The 17,482-nt window shown below is 66.5% G+C and carries 15 protein-coding genes and 1 pseudogene; 15 read left to right on the plus strand and 1 reads right to left on the minus strand.

From position 1 onward, the window contains the following. Positions 1–151 (plus strand): annotated as a pseudogene (locus SMD10_RS19230) (IS630 family transposase); the annotation flags it as partial. A 12-nt stretch (positions 152–163) separates the two neighbouring features. Here SMD10_RS19230 and SMD10_RS19235 read toward each other — a convergent pair. Then, on the minus strand, positions 164–463 hold the full coding sequence (locus tag SMD10_RS19235; RefSeq protein WP_331687353.1) for a DUF1236 domain-containing protein: 300 nt from the start codon (positions 461–463) through the stop codon (positions 164–166). A gap of 253 nt (positions 464–716) precedes the next feature. Here SMD10_RS19235 and mutS point away from each other — a divergent pair, with 253 nt between their 5' ends. The 14 genes from mutS to ybeY all read left to right on the plus strand — a co-directional run bounded on the left by mutS (position 717) and on the right by ybeY (position 17,407). Beyond that, positions 717–3,422, plus strand: coding sequence for a DNA mismatch repair protein MutS (mutS, locus tag SMD10_RS19240; protein ID WP_331687354.1), 2,706 nt, complete (start codon positions 717–719; stop codon positions 3,420–3,422). A gap of 179 nt (positions 3,423–3,601) precedes the next feature. Next, positions 3,602–4,453 carry an SDR family oxidoreductase gene (locus tag SMD10_RS19245; RefSeq protein ID WP_331687355.1) on the plus strand — a complete coding sequence of 284 codons (852 nt, stop codon included), beginning with the start codon at positions 3,602–3,604 and terminating at the stop codon, positions 4,451–4,453. 115 nt (positions 4,454–4,568) lie between these two features. Continuing rightward, positions 4,569–7,433 carry a [protein-PII] uridylyltransferase gene (locus tag SMD10_RS19250; protein WP_331687356.1) on the plus strand — a complete coding sequence of 955 codons (2,865 nt, stop codon included), beginning with the start codon at positions 4,569–4,571 and terminating at the stop codon, positions 7,431–7,433. Next, the gene (gene murJ, locus SMD10_RS19255) at positions 7,430–9,037 is read left to right on the plus strand and encodes a murein biosynthesis integral membrane protein MurJ (RefSeq protein WP_331687357.1); all 1,608 of its coding nucleotides are present in this window, start codon (positions 7,430–7,432) and stop codon (positions 9,035–9,037) included. The genes SMD10_RS19250 and murJ overlap by 4 nt, the downstream gene beginning before the upstream one ends. Then, a complete protein-coding gene (locus tag SMD10_RS19260) occupies positions 9,034–9,432 on the plus strand; it encodes a VOC family protein (RefSeq protein WP_331687358.1) in 399 nt (132 codons plus the stop codon). Before murJ ends, SMD10_RS19260 begins: the two co-directional genes overlap by 4 nt. Before the next feature lie 100 nt (positions 9,433–9,532). Continuing rightward, complete coding sequence (gene trpS / locus SMD10_RS19265) at positions 9,533–10,597, plus strand: tryptophan--tRNA ligase (protein WP_331687359.1); 1,065 nt, start codon at positions 9,533–9,535, stop codon at positions 10,595–10,597. A gap of 72 nt (positions 10,598–10,669) precedes the next feature. Continuing rightward, entirely contained in the window at positions 10,670–11,161 is a 492-nt protein-coding gene (locus SMD10_RS19270) for a universal stress protein (protein ID WP_331687360.1), read from the plus strand. Positions 11,162–11,380: 219 nt separating this feature from the next. Continuing rightward, the gene (locus SMD10_RS19275) at positions 11,381–11,944 is read left to right on the plus strand and encodes a NifU family protein (RefSeq protein WP_331687361.1); all 564 of its coding nucleotides are present in this window, start codon (positions 11,381–11,383) and stop codon (positions 11,942–11,944) included. A 25-nt stretch (positions 11,945–11,969) separates the two neighbouring features. Beyond that, positions 11,970–12,677 carry a tRNA (adenosine(37)-N6)-threonylcarbamoyltransferase complex dimerization subunit type 1 TsaB gene (gene tsaB, locus SMD10_RS19280; RefSeq protein WP_331687362.1) on the plus strand — a complete coding sequence of 236 codons (708 nt, stop codon included), beginning with the start codon at positions 11,970–11,972 and terminating at the stop codon, positions 12,675–12,677. A 200-nt stretch (positions 12,678–12,877) separates the two neighbouring features. Further along, positions 12,878–13,402, plus strand: coding sequence for a ribosomal protein S18-alanine N-acetyltransferase (gene rimI, locus SMD10_RS19285; protein ID WP_331687363.1), 525 nt, complete (start codon positions 12,878–12,880; stop codon positions 13,400–13,402). A 57-nt stretch (positions 13,403–13,459) separates the two neighbouring features. Beyond that, positions 13,460–14,377, plus strand: a complete 918-nt coding sequence (gene olsA, locus SMD10_RS19290; RefSeq protein WP_331687364.1) for a lyso-ornithine lipid O-acyltransferase — start codon at positions 13,460–13,462, stop codon at positions 14,375–14,377. An 8-nt stretch (positions 14,378–14,385) separates the two neighbouring features. Further along, positions 14,386–15,816 (plus strand): tRNA (N6-isopentenyl adenosine(37)-C2)-methylthiotransferase MiaB, encoded by a 1,431-nt coding sequence (gene miaB / locus SMD10_RS19295; RefSeq protein ID WP_331687365.1) that lies wholly within the window; start codon positions 14,386–14,388, stop codon positions 15,814–15,816. Then, on the plus strand, positions 15,813–16,859 hold the full coding sequence (locus SMD10_RS19300; RefSeq protein ID WP_331687366.1) for a PhoH family protein: 1,047 nt from the start codon (positions 15,813–15,815) through the stop codon (positions 16,857–16,859). Before miaB ends, SMD10_RS19300 begins: the two co-directional genes overlap by 4 nt. After that, positions 16,856–17,407: an rRNA maturation RNase YbeY gene (gene ybeY / locus SMD10_RS19305; RefSeq protein ID WP_331687367.1), complete on the plus strand. Its 552-nt coding sequence runs from the start codon at positions 16,856–16,858 to the stop codon at positions 17,405–17,407. Before SMD10_RS19300 ends, ybeY begins: the two co-directional genes overlap by 4 nt. Positions 17,408–17,482 lie beyond the last annotated feature (75 nt).

The raw sequence follows: 17,482 nt of genomic DNA on the forward strand, positions 1-17,482 counted from the left end.
GCAGCTCTTTGCCAAACTCAAGCATCTGCTGCGCAAGGCTGGAGAACGGACCTACCAAGCCGTCTCCGACGCCATCGCGCAGATTCTCGCTTCGATCTCGTCAGACGAATGCGCCAACTACCTCGTCAACTCAGGATATGGTCCAACCTAATCCCATCCCGCTCTAGTCGATCCGCACCACGCTGCGGGTCGCCAGGTCGACGATGACCGGCTGGCCGGCATAGTAGAAATAGCCGTAGGTTTCGTTGCCCTGAGGCTGCTCCAACTGCACCTGCTTAGGCACGGATTCGCCCAGGATCGGCAGGAACGAAACGTCGGTGTCCTGCATCGGGTGCTCCAGGGCATATTTGTAGACGTTGACGTTGCCGGACGCCCCCTGGCTCGCCTGCTGGTTGTCCTGGGCCTGCGCCGAAACGGTGGACAGCGCCAATCCGGCAATGATGAGAATAGTCCGATAACCCATGACGTTCCCTGGTCGCGCCGAAAGTCTATCCCGCGGCACCGTTTGGTTGCCGCTAGAATCTGATGCACGACGCATCGTCATGCAAGGCTTCGACCTGTAACGGACGCAGCATTTTCGTTTTTGTTGCAAAGAGGCTTTGGACAGAGCGCGCGATTTCTTTCGGCCCGCTCCGGCTTGGTATAAGCCGGGGGGAAAGGCCGGCTTCCGTGCCGACGCCCCCCAGACGCCCTGCCAGGAATGGATTGCCCGCTTCATGACGGCTGCCCAGGACATCGCCGCGACGCCGATGATGGCCCAATATATCGAGATCAAGGCGGCCAATCCCGACTGCCTGCTGTTTTATCGCATGGGCGATTTCTACGAGCTGTTCTTCGACGACGCGGCCGAGGCGTCGCGAGCGCTCGGCATCACGCTGACCAAGCGCGGCAAGCATCTGGGCGAAGACATTCCCATGGCGGGCGTACCGATCCACGCCGCCGACGACTATCTGCAGAAGCTGATCGCGCAAGGCTACCGGGTGGCCGTCTGCGAGCAGACCGAGGACCCTGCCGAGGCCAAAAAGCGCGGCTCAAAGTCGGTGGTGCGCCGCGACGTCGTGCGGCTGGTGACGCCGGGTACCATCACGGAGGAAACGCTGCTGGAGCCGGGTCGCTCCAACTTCCTGATGAGCCTCGCGCGGATCGGCGGATCGAATCCGTCGGCCGAGTTCGCGCTGGCCTGGACCGACCTTTCCACCGGCGAGTTCAAGCTCCAGGCGACGCGAACCGATCGGCTGCTCGCCGACATTCTGGCTGTCGAGCCGAGCGAGATCGTCGTCGCTGATTCGGTCTTTCACGACGAGGGCCTGAAGCCCGTCTTCACCCGGCTTGGCCGTCTGGTGCGGCCGGAACCCGCCGTCCTCTTCGACGGCGCCACCGCCGAGGAGCGTCTCTGTCGCTTCTACGGCGTGGCGACGCTTGCCGGCTTCGGCGACTTTTCCCGTGCCGAGCTTGCGGCCGCCGCCGGTCTCATCGCCTATGTCGGCAAGACGCAGCTCGCCTCGCGGCCGCCTCTGTCGCGGCCCGAGCGGCTCGATCAGGGCCAGGTCATGCTGATCGATCCGGCGACGCGGACCAATCTGGAGCTGACGCGCACGATTTCGGGCCGGCGGCAGGGCAGCCTGCTTGCCGTCATCGACCGCACCGTCTCGGGGCCGGGCGCGCGGCTTTTGGCATCCCGTCTCGCGGCGCCGCTGACGGCGCCGGCGGCGATCCGGCGGCGCCAGCAGTCGGTCGGTTTCTTTCTCGACAACGCCAAGGAACGGCGCGCCCTGGGCGAGCTGTTGCGCGGTCTGCCGGACGTCGAACGCTCCCTGTCGCGCCTGTCGCTCGACCGTGGCGGGCCGCGCGATCTCCTTGCCGTGCGTGAAGGCTTGGCGCGCGCCGCCGAGGCGGTTCAGCTGTTCGCCGCCACCGACCTCGAAGGCGCGCCCGAGCTGGAAGAGGCGCTGTCGCGCATCCTGTCCCTGCCGGCGGACCTCGGCGCCCGTCTGGAGGCGATGCTCGACGACGACGTCCCGCTTATCAAGCGCGATGGCGGCTTCGTGCGCGAGGGCGCATTGCCCGAGCTCGACGAGGCCCGCGCCTTGCGCGACCGCTCGCGCCGGGTGATCGCCGAGATGCAGGGGCGCTATGCCCAGGAGACCGGTGTTCGGTCGCTGAAGATCAAGCACAACAACGTGCTCGGCTATTTCATCGAGGTGCCGGAGGCGCAGGCCGGCGCGCTCACCGGCAGCGAGGCGGCGCGCGCCACCTTCATCCATCGCCAGACGCTGGCGAACTGCATGCGGTTTTCCACCGTCGAGCTCTCCGACATCGAGGCGCGCATTTCCGGCGCTGCGGCCGAGGCGCTGCGGCTCGAACTGGCCGCCTTCGACAGCTTGGCGGCGGACGTGGTCGCCGCCGGCGAGGCGCTCAAGGCGGGAGCCGCCGCCTTCGCGGTGCTCGACGTCTCGGCGGCGCTTGCCGATCTCGCCAGTGCCGAGGATTGGTCGCGGCCCGAGGTCGACGACAGCCTGACCTTTGCCATCGAATCCGGCCGCCATCCGGTCGTCGAGGCGGCCCTCAAGGCCAGCGGCACGCCCTTCGTCGCCAACAATTGCGATCTGTCGCCGCCGAAGGAGGAAGAGGCGGGCGCGATCTGGCTGCTCACCGGGCCGAACATGGGCGGCAAGTCGACGTTCCTGCGCCAGAACGCGCTGATCGCCGTGCTCGCCCAGATGGGCGCCTATGTGCCCGCGGCGCGCGCTCATCTCGGTGTGGTCGACCGCCTGTTCTCGCGCGTCGGCGCCTCGGACGATCTGGCCGAGGGTCGCTCGACCTTCATGGTCGAGATGGTGGAGACGGCGGCGATCCTCAATCAGGCGGGCGCCCGGGCGCTCGTCATCCTCGACGAGATCGGCCGAGGCACCGCGACCTATGACGGCCTGTCGATCGCCTTCGCGGCGGTGGAGCACCTGCACGAGGTCAATCGCTGCCGGTCGCTCTTCGCCACGCATTTCCACGAGATGACGGCGCTCGCCGCCAAGCTCGGCCGGATGAAGAACGCGACCATGCGGGTCAAGGAGTGGGAGGGCGAGGTCGTCTTCCTGCACGAGGTGAAGCCCGGCGTCGCCGACCGCTCCTACGGCATCCAGGTGGCCAAGCTCGCGGGCCTGCCGCCGGCGGTGATCGAGCGCGCGCGCCATGTCCTCTCCGAATTGGAGAAAGGGGCGATGGGCGAGCGGCGCACCGCCTTCGTCGACGACCTGCCGCTGTTTGCCGCCGTCCTGCGCCAGACCGAGGAGCGCAAGCCGGTTCCAGCCGTGCCGCCGTCCTCGCCGGCGCTGGAGGCGCTGACGGACATCAGCCCGGACGAGATGACGCCGCGCGAAGCGCTCGATGCGCTCTACCGGCTGAAAGCGCTCGCGTCCGGGGCCTGAGCCGCACTCGCGGCAACGTTTGGCAAATCTTCTCCCGCTCCGCGCCCGGCCGCCTGTTCGCCAGCGGCTATTTGTTTGGTCGCGCCCTGATTCCGGAACGGCTGCCGGTGCTCTGCCTTATCCGACCAAGTTGGCTTCGCGGCGACCGCGAAGCCGCCACGACTTGCAAGGAGTGAGACATGTCCGTCGAGCACGTTCCGCCGCAGCACCAGGATCGGGAACCGGGAGTGGAGGCGGAGATGACGCCGCGGCCCGAATACGAGCCGCGCTATCCGGGGTCCGGCCGGCTGAGGGACAAGGTCGCGATCATCACCGGTGGCGACAGCGGCATCGGACGCGCCACCGCCGTACTTTATGCCCGCGAGGGCGCGAAGGTCGCGATCGTCTATCTCGACGAGGACAAGGATGCCGAGGAGACCAAGGCCGCGGTGGAAAAGGAAGGCTCCGCCGCGCTCCTGATCCGCGGCGACGTCCGCGAAAAGGCGTTCTGCACCCAGGCGGTCGAGCGCACCGTGAAGGAGTTCGGCAAGCTCGATATCCTGGTCAACAATGCCGCCCATCAGGAAGAGGACGAGGACATCCGCGCCATTTCCGAGGAGCAGCTCAGGAAGACCTTCGAAACCAACATCTTCGCCTATTTCTACATGACCCAGGCGGCGCTCGATCATCTCAAGGAAGGCTCGGCCATCGTCAACGTGACCTCGGTCAACAGCTACAAGGGCAATCCGGCGCTGATCGACTATTCGTCGACTAAGGGCGCGATCACCGCCTTCACCCGGTCGATGGCGACCAACCTCGTCGAGAAAGGCATCCGGGTGAACGGCGTCGCGCCGGGGCCGATCTGGACGCCCTTCATCCCGATGTCGTTTCCCGCCGACAAGGTCGAGGGGTTCGGCGAATCCTCGCCCATGGGCCGGCCGGGTCAGCCCAACGAAGTGGCGCCGTCGCTGCTCTTTCTGGCCTGCGAGGACTCGTCCTATTTCACCGGGCAGGTGCTGCATCCCAATGGCGGAAAGATCGTCGGGGCCTGATGCTCCGTCGCGGCCGGTCGGCCGGGACGGCATCGCTCAGCGCCTCGGTCATTCTCGCCCGCTTAAGGAAAACGCGCTATAGCCTGGGGCCGATGCAGTTCCAGGATCCATGCCCATGTCCAGTTCAACCAAGCGGATAGAGCCCGATCGGCCAACGGATGCCGGCTCCAAGCTGAGGTTGGACGAAATCGTCGACGGAGAGGCCCTGGCGCGCGATCTCGAGTTGATCGCCGCCGGGGAGGCTGCCGGTCCCGGTTCGCTGCAGGCCCGCTCCCAGGTTCTCTCACGTCTGCGGTCGGCCTGTGTCGAAGGGCGGCGGCGCATCGAGGAGATGCTGTTCGAGGACGGCAGCGGCTATCTCTGCGCCGGGCGCCTGGCCGCGCTGCAGGACGAGCTGATCCGGGCGATCCATGACTATGCGCTGACCCACGTCGTGGGCTCGGCCAATCTGTCGTCCGGCGAGCGGATGACCGTGATGGCGGTCGGCGGCTATGGCCGCGGTACGCTGGCGCCGGGCTCCGACATCGACCTGTTGTTCCTGCTTCCCTACAAGCAGACGGCGCATGGCGAACAGATCGCCGAATACCTGCTTTATATGCTGTGGGATCTGGGCTTCAAAGTCGGCCATGCCACCCGCACCGTGCAGGAGTGCGTGCGGCTGTCGCGCAGCGACATGACGATCCGGACCTCGATCCTGGAGCGGAGGCGTGTCGCCGGCGACGAAGCGCTGGAGAACGAGCTGGACGGGCGGTTCCGTCACGAGGTCATGGCCGGCACCGGGCCGGAATTCGTCGCGGCCAAGCTGGCCGAGCGCGACCAGCGCCACGCCAAGACTGGCGACACCCGCTATCTGGTCGAGCCGAACGTGAAGGAGGGCAAGGGCGGCCTGCGCGATCTCCAGACGCTGTTCTGGATCGCCAAATACTATTACGGCGTCTCCTCCAACGACGAGCTGGTGCGGCTTGGCGTCCTGTCGCGCCGCGAGGCCCAGGTGTTCCGCAAGGCGGAAAATTTCCTCTGGGCCGTGCGCTGCCACATCCATTTCTTCACCGGCAAGGCGGAGGAGCGGCTCTCCTTCGATCTGCAGCCGGAGATCGCCAAGCGTCTCGGCTACAACACCCATCCGGGGCTGAAGGACGTCGAGCGCTTCATGAAGCACTACTTCCTGATCGCCAAGGACGTTGGCGATCTGACGCGCATCCTGTGCGCGGCGCTGGAGGAGGAGCAGGCCAAGGAGGCCCCGGGCTTTCGAGGACTGGTGCGCAATCTGAGGACTCGCGCCCGCAAGATTCCGGGCACCGTCGACTTCCACATCGACAACAACCGGATCAACGTCAGCGGGACGGACGTCTTTCAGAAGGACCCGGTCAACCTGATCCGCGTCTTCAAGCTCGCCGCCTCGCTGGAGCTCGAATACCATCCGGATGCGCTCAAGCTGATCCGCCGCTCGTTGCGCCTCGTCGACAAGGATCTGCGCAACAACCGTGAAGCCAACAGCCTGTTTCTCGATGTCCTGACCGATAGAAGCGACCCGGAGCTGCATCTCAGGCGCATGAACGAAGCCGGCGTCCTCGGCCGCTTCATCCCCGAGTTCGGGCGCATCGTGGCGCTGATGCAGTTCAACATGTACCACCACTTCACGGTGGACGAGCACCTGCTGCGCTCGATCTCGACCCTGTCGCGCATCGAGCGGGGCCTCCTGGGCGATCAGCACCCGGTCGCCACCGAGATCGTCAAGCACACCAAGGATCGGGTGCCGCTCTACGTGGCGCTTCTGCTGCACGACATCGCCAAGGGTCGCCCGGAAGACCATTCGGTGGCCGGCGCCGAGATCGCCCGCACGCTGTGCCCGCGGCTCGGCCTCGACGAGCGCGAGACCGAGCTGGTGTCCTGGCTCATTCACGATCACCTCGTCATGTCGATGACGGCGCAGCAGCGCGATCTCAACGACCGCAAGACGATCTACGACTTCGCCGATCGGGTGCAGACGCTCGAGCGGCTGAAGCTGCTTCTGGTGCTGACCGTCTGCGACATCCGGGCGGTCGGGCCGGGCGTGTGGAACGGCTGGAAGGGCCAGCTCATTCGCACCCTCTATTGGGATACTGAGCCGCTGTTGACCGGCGGCTTTTCCCAGGCCTCGCGCGAGGACCGCGTCCGCAGCGCCAAGGACCGGCTGGCAGAGGCGCTGGAAGCCTGGCCGGAAGCCGAGCGCCAAGCCTGTATCGATCTGCACTACCCGAACTATTTCCTGACAGTGCCGCTGGAAACACAGACCCGCCACGCCGAATTCATGCGTGAGGTCAACATCGCGGGATTGGCGCTGGCCACCGCGGTTCGCATGGATGCGTTCAAAGCGATCACCGAGATCACGGTCATCGCAAGCGATCATCCGCGCCTGTTGTCGCAGATCGCGGCCGGCTGCGCGGCGGCCGGCGCCAACATCGCCGGCGCTCAGATCTTCACCACCACCGATGGCCGCGCTCTCGACATCATCACCGTCAACCGCGAATTTCCCGAGGATGCGGACGAACAGCGCCGGGCGCAGCGCATCTGCCGCAACATCGAAACCCTGCTTCTGGGCCGCGAGGCGATGCCGAACCTTCTGGCGCGCCGCCGGCATACGCGACGCGCCGAAAAGCTGTTTCCGGTCAAGCCGCAGGTCGCCGTCGACAACGCCCTGTCGAACAAGTTCACGGTCGTGGAGGTCGAGGGCCTCGATCGTCCGGGTCTGCTGGCCGACCTGACGGGCGCCATTGCCGATCTCAATCTCGACATTCGCTCCGCCCATATCACGACATATGGCGAGAAAGTCGTCGACGTGTTCTATGTGACGGATCTCGTGGGCACCAAGATCACCAGTCAAAGCCGGGCCGAGCGGATCGAACGCCGCCTCATTTCGGTCTTCGAGAGTCCCGAGGACGAGGTCTCGGGCGGCGGTGCGATGCCGGCAACGCGGGCGTTCGGTATCGCCACTCGATGAGCCTGATCGGAAAATTCGCCACCGTCGGCGGCGCGACGTTGTTTTCGCGTGTCTTCGGTTTCGGCCGCGAGATGCTGATGGCGGCCGCGCTCGGCGTCGGGCCGGTGGCCGACGCCTTCAACCTGGCCTTCCGCTTCCCCAACCTGTTCCGCCGGCTGTTTGCCGAAGGCGCCTTCAACGCGGCCTTCATCCCCCTGTTCTCCCGCTCGCTCGAGGAGGAGGGCGAAGCCGGCGCGCGGCGCTTCGCCACCGAGATCTTCTCGACGCTCTTTACCGTCCTGGCGGGGCTGACGGTGGTCGCCATCGTCTTCATGCCGAGCCTGGTCAAGACCATCATCGCGCCGGGATTGTCGGCCTGCGTCGACGACGCCTCGCTGGGCCAGGCGATTTCCTGCGCCGAGCGTTACGAGATCACCGTCCTGTTTTCGCGCATCATGTTTCCCTATCTCGCCTGCATGTCGCTGCTGGCGATGATGTCGGGGATCCTCAACGCGTTCCGGCGTTTCTTTGCCGCCGCGGTGGCGCCGACCATTCTCAATTTCGTGCTGATCGGCGTACTCGCTTGGTGCTGGAAGGTGGCCGCCGATAAGCAAACCATCGGGCTTTATATGAGCTGGGGCGTGCTCGTCGCCGGCATCGGCCAACTCCTGATGGTCGCCGTCGCCATGCGCATGGCCGGTTTCTCCATGGCGCTCCAGCGGCCGCGCTGGACGCCGGGGCTGAAGCGCCTTCTGGTGCTCGCGGCGCCCGCCGCGCTGATCGGCGGCATCACCCAGATCAACCTTTTCGTCGGCCAGGCGATCGCCTCCTTCAAGCCGGGCGCCGTCTCGATCCTGCAATATGCCGACCGGCCCTACCAGCTGCCGCTCGGCATGGTCGGCGTGGCCATCGGCGTGGTGCTTCTGCCCGAACTGTCGCGGGCGCTGAAGGCGGGATATCTGCGCGAGGCGCAGCATACGCAAAACCGCAGTCTCGAATTCGCGCTGTTCCTGACGATCCCCGCGGCGGTGGCGCTGTTCATCATGCCCGAGCCGATCATCCGCCTGCTCTACGAGCGCGGTGCCTTCGATCCGCACAACACCAAGGCGGTGGCCGACGTGCTCGGCCTCTATGCGCTGGGATTGCCCGCCTTTGTGATGATCAAGGTGTTCTCCCCCGGCTATTTCGCGCGTGAGGACACCAAGACGCCGATGATCGTCACCGGCCTTTCGGCGGTCGCCAACATCATCCTGTCGCTCGGGCTGTTCTTCGTCATGGCGGAGCGCGGCATCGCGCTGGCCACCACGCTCGCCGGCTGGATGAACGCGGTGCTTCTGTTCGAGGGGCTGCGCCGGCGCGGCCTCTGGGAGGTGGATCGGGCGCTGGTCAAGCGCTCGGCCCTGGTCGTGCTGTGCTCCGCCGTGATGGGAGCCGCCCTGGTCGTCCTGATGGCCGAATTCGACGGCTGGCTCGCTCCCGGTGCGACGGTCGCCACGCAGGCTCTTGCCATCGCCATTCTGGTGGCCGCGGCGATGACGCTCTATTTCGCGCTGGCGCTCGCCACCGGCGCCGCCGATCGGCGGCTGTTTCTTCAGACCCTGCGCCGCAGAAGGAAAGCCGAATGAGCAGCGAACCCCGGCGCCGTCTGGCGCTCGTCACTCTACTGGTGCGCGACTATGACGAGGCGATCGCCTGGTTCCAGAGCCGGCTCGGCTTTCGTCTGGTCGAGGACGGCGATCTCGGCGACGGCAAGCGCTGGGTGGTGATCGCCGCCCCGGGCTGCGACACCGGACTTCTGCTGGCGCGCGCGGTGGGGCCGGAACAACTTGGCCGGGTGGGCGATCAGGCGGCGGGCCGCGTCTTCCTGTTTCTCCACACCGACGATTTCGAGCGCGACCATCGCGCCATGCTCGCCCAGGACGTCGAATTCTACGAGAAACCGCGGCACGAGAGCTACGGAACGGTTGCCGTCTTCCGCGACCTCTACGGCAATTTCTGGGACCTGATCGAGCCTCGATAGGCGACGACACGCCGCTTGATCGCGAAAGACTTCCCGGCCATAACGCGCCGGCAAATTCCGCGGCCGCCATGGCCGACGGGACGATGGAGCTTTCAATCCCATGACCGACTTCGAGCCGCGCATCTTTTCCGGTGTCCAGCCGACGGGCAATCTGCACCTCGGCAACTATCTCGGCGCGATCAAGCGGTGGGTGGCGCTGCAGAACACCTATCCCTGCCTCTATTGCGCCGTGGATCTCCACGCGATCACGCTATGGCAGGAGCCGGAGGACCTGGAGCGCTCGACGCGCGAACTGACCGCCGCGCTGCTCGCGGCCGGCATCGACCCGAAGACGCAGATCATCTTCAACCAGAGCCGCGTTCATCAGCACGCCGAGCTCGCCTGGGTGTTCAACTGCATCGCACGGATGGGCTGGCTCAACCGCATGACGCAGTTCAAGGACAAGGCCGGCAAGGACCGCGAGAACGCCTCGGTGGGCCTGTTCGCCTATCCCGACCTGATGGCGGCCGACATCCTGCTCTACCGGGCGACCCACGTGCCGGTGGGCGAGGATCAGAAGCAGCATCTGGAGTTGACCCGCGACATCGCGCAGAAGTTCAACAACGACTATTCGCAGCGCATCGCCTCGCTCGGCCTCGGCATGCCGATGACGGTGGGCGAGGAGCAGGTCGAAGGCTATTTCCCGCTTACCGAACCTCTGATCGAGGGGCCGGCGACGCGAGTCATGAGCCTGCGTGACGGGTCGAAGAAGATGTCGAAGTCCGATCCCTCGGATCTATCGCGGATCAATCTGACGGACGATCCCGATCAGATCTCGCGCAAGATCCGCAAGGCCAAGACCGATCCGGAAGCGCTGCCGAGCGCCGTCGAGGGGCTCGCCGGGCGGCCCGAGGCGGACAATCTGGTCGGCATCTTCGCCGGGCTGGCCGAGACCAGCAAGGCGCAGGTCCTGGCCGACTATGGCGGCCGGCAGTTCTCCGACTTCAAGCCGGCGCTGGCCGATCTGGCGGTGGACAAGCTCGCGCCCATCGCGACCGAGATGCGCCGCATCCTGGCCGATCCCGCCGAGATCGACCGGGTCCTGGCCGACGGCGCCGAGCGCGCCACCGTGATCGCGGAAAGAACCATGGCGGACGTGAAGCGGATCGTCGGCCTTCTCGGCTGAATGGTCTTTGCGCGGCGGCGGATGGCAAGGTGACTTGTCGCCGCCGCCGCGACCTGCCATTTACTGACGATCATGGTTTCGAAGCGAATCAGCCGGGAAGCCGGCGGCAAGCGAAAGTTCCTTGCCATCATCGACGAAACTCCGGAGTGCACGCGCGCTGCGGCCTATGCGGCCCGGCGTGCCAAATCGAGTGCCGGAGCGGTGGTCCTGCTTTATGTCATTCAGCCCGGCGATTTTCAGCATTGGCTGGGGGTCGAGAAGATCATGCGGGCCGAGGCGACCGAGGAGGCCGAAAGCCGGCTCGCCAAGATTGCCGAGGATCTGCGTGCCGCGATCGGCATCGACCCGGAAGTGGTGGTGCGCGAAGGCAAGATCGCCGAGGAAATCCATGGGCTGATCGAGGCCGATCGCGAAATCGCGATCCTCGTGCTGGCGGCCGGCGAATCCTCCGAAGGACCGGGTCCTCTGGTCTCCTCCGTCGCCGGACGCGGGGCGGCCTTTCCGATCCCCGTGACCATCGTGCCTGCGACACTCTCCGACGAGGACATCGCCTGCCTGACGTGATATGGGCGCGATTGCCGAGGTTTCGGATGATGCGGTTCGTCGAGGCTCGGTGGGCGCTTCTCTTGCGGCAGCGGCGCCGGGGTCTTAGCTCTGTAGAGACCGTAAGCCATTCGAGCATGATGGGCGGCGGGTTGCGTACCGTCTCCTAATCATGCACAAAAACAAGATGATAGAGCGGTCGATCGCCGACGGCTCCGATTGCGTTTTGGAAGAAGCGCCATGTTCATACAGACCGAAGCCACGCCGAATCCGGCGACCATGAAGTTCCTGCCGGGGCGGGTGGTCCTTCAGTCCGGCACCGAAGAGTTCCTGTCGTTCGAGGACGCCGAGGCGCGCTCGCCCCTGGCCGCGCGCCTGATGGGCATTCCGGGCGTCACCGGGATCTTCTTCGGCTACGACTTCGTCACCGTCGCCAAGGATTCCACCGACTGGCAGCACCTGAAGCCGGCGATCCTCGCCAGCATCATGGAGCATTTCATGTCGGGCCAGCCGGTGATGGTGGTCTCGGCCGACGCCGGTGCCGCGGACGGCGATGAGTTCTTCGACGAGGCCGACAAGGACACGGTGGACACCATCAAGGAGCTTCTGGAGACGCGGGTGCGTCCGGCCGTCGCCCAGGATGGCGGCGACATCACCTTCCGCGGCTATCGCAATGGCACCGTCTATCTCAACATGCGCGGCGCCTGTGCCGGCTGCCCGTCCTCGACCGCGACGCTTCAGCACGGCATCCAGAACCTCCTGCGGCACTTCATTCCCGAAGTCCAGCAGGTGGAGCCGGTCTGAACCGCTGCCGACGTCCCATTCAGGCGTGTCCGGTCTCGTTCTGGCCATCGACACGGCGGCTGCGCGTTGCGCGGCCTGTGTCTACGATCCGTCCGACGGAGTGGTGCTTGCGCGTGCCGATCCCGAGATCGGCCGTGGTCATGCCGAGCGTCTGATGGACATCCTCTCGTCCGTGCTGGCCGAGGCGTCCGCCGAATTTGCCGACATCGGCAAGATCGCCGTGACGGTAGGCCCCGGCTCGTTCACCGGGCTTCGGGTGGGCGTGGCCGCCGCGCGCGGCCTGGCGCTGGCTCGGGGCGTGCCGGCGGTCGGCGTCTCGACTCTAGAGGCCCTGGCCGAACCGCATCTCGATCGGGGCGATCCGGTGCTCGCGGTGATCGACGCCAAGCGCGGCGAACTCTATGCCGCGCTCTACGGCGCGACCGGGGCCTGCTTGCTGGAGCCGGCGGCTGTCGCGCCGGAGGATCTCGCCGGGCGGATCGGGGCGCTCGGCCTTCAAGGCCCGATGACGCTGGTCGGCACCGGTGCCACCATTGCCGCTGCCATTCTGGACCGGGCCCGGATCGGCACCGTTCGCGAAGATGTGACCTGCGATATCGCCGTCGTGGCCCGACTCGGCGCCGCCCGTCCGGCCGGACATGCCCCCGTGCCGCTCTATTTGCGGGGGCCCGACGCCAAGGCGCAGGCCAACGCCGCGATCGCTCGGGCGGAGCATGAGGTCGCTGTGCCTTAGATCGGGTGAATTGTGATTCGGCTCGAAACGGATCGCAAACGCCGTTGGACGTCAGTCGGCGGCCGTCCTCAAGGAAACTTGCAACTCACGCCGATCCCTATATCGGTTATATATCGTGAAGTCCGGGGCTGACCGCCTCGGACGGACCTGCTTTGCGCAAGGTCCATCCTCATGATGGGCGAGGAGGGGGAATCTTCGCGATGTACTGGTACTGGCCGTGGGTCTGGACCGTTTCTCTGTGGGGCAGCATGGTGTCGAGTGCCGACATCATCGTCACGGAGGTGGAACGGGGCGATGTGGAGGCAGCCGCCGAGCTGCACTCACGCGCCTTCGATCACGCCTGGTCGGCTGACGAGCTGACGGCGCTTCTGGCACATCGGGGCACGTTCGGCTTCGTGGCGCGCAAGATCGGCCAGCCGGCGACCAGCGCGGTCGGCTTCGTGCTGGTACGTGCGGCGGCTGACGAGGCCGAGATCCTGACGATCGCCGTCGACCGTGCCGCGCGGCGCCAGGGGATCGGCCGCCTGTTGATGGACAATGCCTTGCAGCGCCTTTACGCCGAGCGCGTGCGGCGGCTGTTTCTCGAGGTCGATGAGGGCAATCAGTCGGCCCGTGCGCTCTATCGCCGGCTGCGCTTCGAGGAGGCCGGCCGACGCCCGGCCTATTATCTCGACGCCGCCGGCCACCGAAGCAACGCGCTTGTGCTCAGGCGCGATCTCCGCTAGGCGGACGGCCGATTTGACTCTTTCGGCAACGATCTTCGTGCGGACGATGGACGTGGCATGATCGCCTGGATCCGCATTGCCCTCATCGTGGTGGTGCTCAGCGTGATGACGTTGGTGCTGGCGCCGCTGCAGCTCCTGGCGGCGCGGCGCGGGTGGCGGCTGGCACGGCGCCTGCCGTTCGTCTGGCACCGCGTCGCCTGTCCGTTGATCGGGCTGCGGGTCCACGTCCAAGGGGCGCCGTCGGAGCGGCGGCCGTTGCTGCTGGTTTCCAACCATCAGTCCTGGGCCGATATCCTGGCGCTTGGCTGGGTGACGGAATTGTCGTTCATCGCCAAGGCCGAGGTGCGGGACTGGCCGGCCTTCGGCCTGCTGGCGAAGCTTCAGCGGACCGTCTTCGTGGAGCGGGCGGAGCGGCGCGCCGTCGCACGGCAGACGCAGGCCATTGCCGAGCGTCTGAACGGTGGCGAGGCGATCGTGCTCTTTGCTGAGGGCACGACCTCCGACGGCAACGAGGTGCTGCCCTTCAAGACGGCGCTTTTCGGGGCGGCGCAGGCGGCGCTGACGGCGTCGGGTGCCGAGGACATGATGATCCAGCCGGTGGCGGTCGCCTATACGAAGGCCAACGGGCTGCCGCTCGGGCGCTTCGGCCGGCCGCTCGTCGCCTGGCCGGGCGATGTCACGCTGGGTCCACATCTTCTTGCTTTTCTCAAGGAAGGCGCGGTGGACGTCGAGGTGGTCTTCGGCGAGCCGTTGCGCTTTACTGCGGACAGCGACCGCAAGCGCGTGGCGCGCCAGGCCGAGAGCGCGGTGGCGCGGCTCCTGAGCACGGCCTTGCAGGGGCGCGGCCCGGGCACGATCCGGCCCGCCGAGACGGCGAACGCCGGTGCGCTTGCGTCCGAGAGCGAGCGGGCCGATATAATGATTTCGATGGGCCGCGAGATGCTCCAGGACGAGCCAGCTCCTCATAGGTCGTAGAAGGGCGCATGACGGAAAGAGACGACAGAGCGAGCCAGGCCCCGGCCGGCGGCACCAATGTCCGGCGGGTGTTCATCAAGACCTATGGATGTCAGATGAACATCTATGATTCGCAGCGCATGGGCGATGCCCTGGCGCGCGACGGCTACGAGCCGACGGACGACATCGAGGATGCCGACCTCGTCCTTCTCAACACCTGCCATATCCGCGAGAAAGCGGCCGAGAAGGTCTATTCGGAACTGGGCCGGATCCGGCGTCTGAAGATGGAACAGGCCGCCAAGGGCCGCACGCTGCACGTCGGCGTGGCCGGCTGCGTCGCCCAGGCCGAGGGCCAGGAGATCGTCGCCCGCGCGCCCGTGGTCGACCTGGTCATCGGACCGCAAACCTATCATCGCCTGCCGCAGGCGCTCGCCCGTGTCGCCAATGGTGAGACCGTGGTCGAGACCGACTATGCGGTCGAAGACAAGTTCGAGCATCTGCCGCCCACGGAGGCACGGCAGATTCGCGCGCGCGGCGTCACCGCCTTCCTGACCGTGCAGGAGGGCTGCGACAAGTTCTGCACCTTCTGCGTGGTTCCCTATACGCGGGGCGCCGAGGTGTCCCGGCCGCTCGTCCAGATTCTGGAGGAGGCGCGCCGGCTGGCGCAAGCGGGCGTGCGCGAGGTCACCCTGCTCGGCCAGAACGTCAACGCCTGGAGCGGTGAGGACGAGGCCGGCCGGCCGATCGGGCTCGGCGGTCTCCTGCATCGTCTGGCCGAGGTCGAGGGCCTGAAGCGGCTGCGCTACACCACCTCGCATCCGCGCGACATGGATGATGCGCTGATCGCCGCCCATCGTGATCTCGACATTTTGATGCCGTATCTCCATCTGCCGGTGCAGGCGGGTTCGGATCGGATTCTCAAGGCCATGAATCGACGTCATACGGCAGCCGACTATCTGGCGCTGATCGAGCGCATCCGCGACGCGCGGCCCGATATCGCGCTCTCGGGCGATTTTATCGTCGGCTTCCCCGGGGAGACCGAAACGGATTTCGAGGACACGATGCGCCTCGTCGCAGAGGTCGGCTATGCCTCCGCCTTCTCGTTCAAATACTCGCCGCGGCCCGGCACGCCCGGCGCCGGGATGGACGATCAGGTCGACGAGATGGCCAAGAGCGAACGGTTGGAGCGTCTGCAGGCAGCGTTGCGCGACCAGCAGGTGGCTTTCGCCGAAAGCCTGGTCGGCAGGGAGATGGACGTGCTCGTCGAAAAGCCGGGCCGCTATCCGCATCAGCGGGTGGGGCGCTCGCCCTTCCTGCAACCGGTGGTGCTCGCCGCCGATGCGGGCGAGATCGGCGATTTTGCGCGCGTGCGCGTTGCCGCCGCACTGCCCAACTCGCTGATGGCGGAGGGTGCCGAGCCCCCGTCTGAAGCCCGTCCGGCCGAACGGAGAACCGCATGACCATGGCACGTGGCGTCGCGCCCGCGCCGGGTGCATCCGACATGGCCCACATCGTGCTGACCTTTGAGGACAACCGGCTGGCCGGATCGCTGTTCGGCCAGTTCGACGAGCACCTCGCGCTGATCGAACAGAAGCTCGGGCTCGACGCGCGGGCGCGCGGCAATCAGGTGGATATCCGCGGCGACGCCACCGCCTGCGAGCAGGCCCGCCGTGCTCTCGATTATCTCTATGAACGGCTTCAGGCGGGCCATGAGCTCCACGCCTCGGACGTGGAAGGGGCGATTCGCATGGCGATCGCCCAGGACGATCAGCTCGTCCTGCCGACGCTGGAGCGCAAGGGACGCATGTCGCTTGCCCAGATCACCACGCGCAAGAAGACGATCCACGCCCGCACGCCCACCCAGGACGCCTATATGCGGGCCATGGAACGGGCGGAGCTGGTGTTCGGCGTCGGTCCGGCCGGTACCGGCAAAACCTATCTGGCGGTCGCCCATGCGGCGATGCTGCTCGAACGCGGCCAGGTCGACCGGATCATCCTTTCGCGTCCGGCGGTGGAAGCGGGCGAGCGCCTCGGCTTCCTGCCCGGCGACATGAAGGAGAAGGTCGATCCCTATCTCCGGCCGCTCTATGACGCGCTGTACGACATGATGCCGGCCGAGAAGGTGGAGCGCGCCCTGGCGGCGGGCGCCATCGAGATCGCGCCGCTCGCCTTCATGCGTGGCCGCACGCTCGCCAATGCCGCCGTCATCCTCGACGAGGCCCAGAACACCACCACCATGCAGATGAAGATGTTCCTGACCCGACTCGGCGAGAACGCCCGCATGGTGGTGACCGGCGATCCGAGCCAGGTCGATCTGCCGTCGGGCCAGAAGTCCGGTCTGATCGAGGCGTTGCGGGTGCTGTCGGGCGTCGGCAACATCGTCACCGTTCGCTTCGAGGCCAAGGATGTCGTGCGCCACCCGCTGGTGACGGCGATCGTCGAGGCCTACGAGGCGGATTCCGCGCGCCGCCGGGCCTCCGACATTCCCGAGGGCGGGTTGTGAGCGAAGACGCAGCAACTCTGTCCCGGGGCCGGGGCATCGAACTGGCTCTCGCGATCGAGGACGATGGTTGGGACGACGCGCTGTGGGGCGACCTTCGTCGTCTCGTCGAGCGTGCGGTGGCCGCCGCTGCCGAGCGCGCGGTCCTGCTCGGGGCCATCGAGACCGAGCTGTCGGTCGTTCTCACCGGCGACGCCGCCGTGCACGAGCTGAATCGGCAGTGGCGCGACAAGGATCGCCCGACGAACGTGCTGTCGTTTCCGGCCTTCGATATCCGCCCCGGTGAGATGCCGGGTCCGTTGGTCGGCGATATCGTGGTGGCGCGCGAAACCGTGCTCGCCGAGGCGGCGGCCGAAGGCAAGCTGCCGCGAGAGCATTTCGCCCATCTGATTGTTCATGGCTTTCTGCATTGCCTCGGATATGATCACCTCGAGGAGACCGATGCCGAGACGATGGAGCGGCTCGAGGTGACGATCCTGGCCGATCTGGGGATTGCCGATCCTTATGGGGTATCGGAAGAGGCGTCGCCATCGATGGAGGCGAGCCGGTAGTGTCGGGACCGAAAAGGCGCGTCTTTCGGGGCGGCTGGGCGCAAGGGGGTGACGGGGCGAGGGTGCGGCTGCATT

This window comes from Consotaella aegiceratis, assembly GCF_036541425.1.
In the GTDB taxonomy this organism is placed as follows: domain Bacteria; phylum Pseudomonadota; class Alphaproteobacteria; order Rhizobiales; family Rhizobiaceae; genus Consotaella; species Consotaella aegiceratis.

Excerpts from the sequence above, each read along its gene's own strand:
- SMD10_RS19235 (WP_331687353.1), bottom strand. The coding sequence starts at position 463 with ATGGGTTATCGGACTATTCTCATCATTGCCGGATTGGCGCTGTCCACC.
- mutS (WP_331687354.1), top strand. The coding sequence starts at position 717 with ATGACGGCTGCCCAGGACATCGCCGCGACGCCGATGATGGCCCAATAT.
- SMD10_RS19245 (WP_331687355.1), top strand. The coding sequence starts at position 3,602 with ATGTCCGTCGAGCACGTTCCGCCGCAGCACCAGGATCGGGAACCGGGA.
- SMD10_RS19250 (WP_331687356.1), top strand. The coding sequence starts at position 4,569 with ATGTCCAGTTCAACCAAGCGGATAGAGCCCGATCGGCCAACGGATGCC.
- murJ (WP_331687357.1), top strand. The coding sequence starts at position 7,430 with ATGAGCCTGATCGGAAAATTCGCCACCGTCGGCGGCGCGACGTTGTTT.
- SMD10_RS19260 (WP_331687358.1), top strand. The coding sequence starts at position 9,034 with ATGAGCAGCGAACCCCGGCGCCGTCTGGCGCTCGTCACTCTACTGGTG.
- trpS (WP_331687359.1), top strand. The coding sequence starts at position 9,533 with ATGACCGACTTCGAGCCGCGCATCTTTTCCGGTGTCCAGCCGACGGGC.
- SMD10_RS19270 (WP_331687360.1), top strand. The coding sequence starts at position 10,670 with ATGGTTTCGAAGCGAATCAGCCGGGAAGCCGGCGGCAAGCGAAAGTTC.
- SMD10_RS19275 (WP_331687361.1), top strand. The coding sequence starts at position 11,381 with ATGTTCATACAGACCGAAGCCACGCCGAATCCGGCGACCATGAAGTTC.
- rimI (WP_331687363.1), top strand. The coding sequence starts at position 12,878 with ATGTACTGGTACTGGCCGTGGGTCTGGACCGTTTCTCTGTGGGGCAGC.
- olsA (WP_331687364.1), top strand. The coding sequence starts at position 13,460 with ATGATCGCCTGGATCCGCATTGCCCTCATCGTGGTGGTGCTCAGCGTG.
- miaB (WP_331687365.1), top strand. The coding sequence starts at position 14,386 with ATGACGGAAAGAGACGACAGAGCGAGCCAGGCCCCGGCCGGCGGCACC.
- SMD10_RS19300 (WP_331687366.1), top strand. The coding sequence starts at position 15,813 with ATGACCATGGCACGTGGCGTCGCGCCCGCGCCGGGTGCATCCGACATG.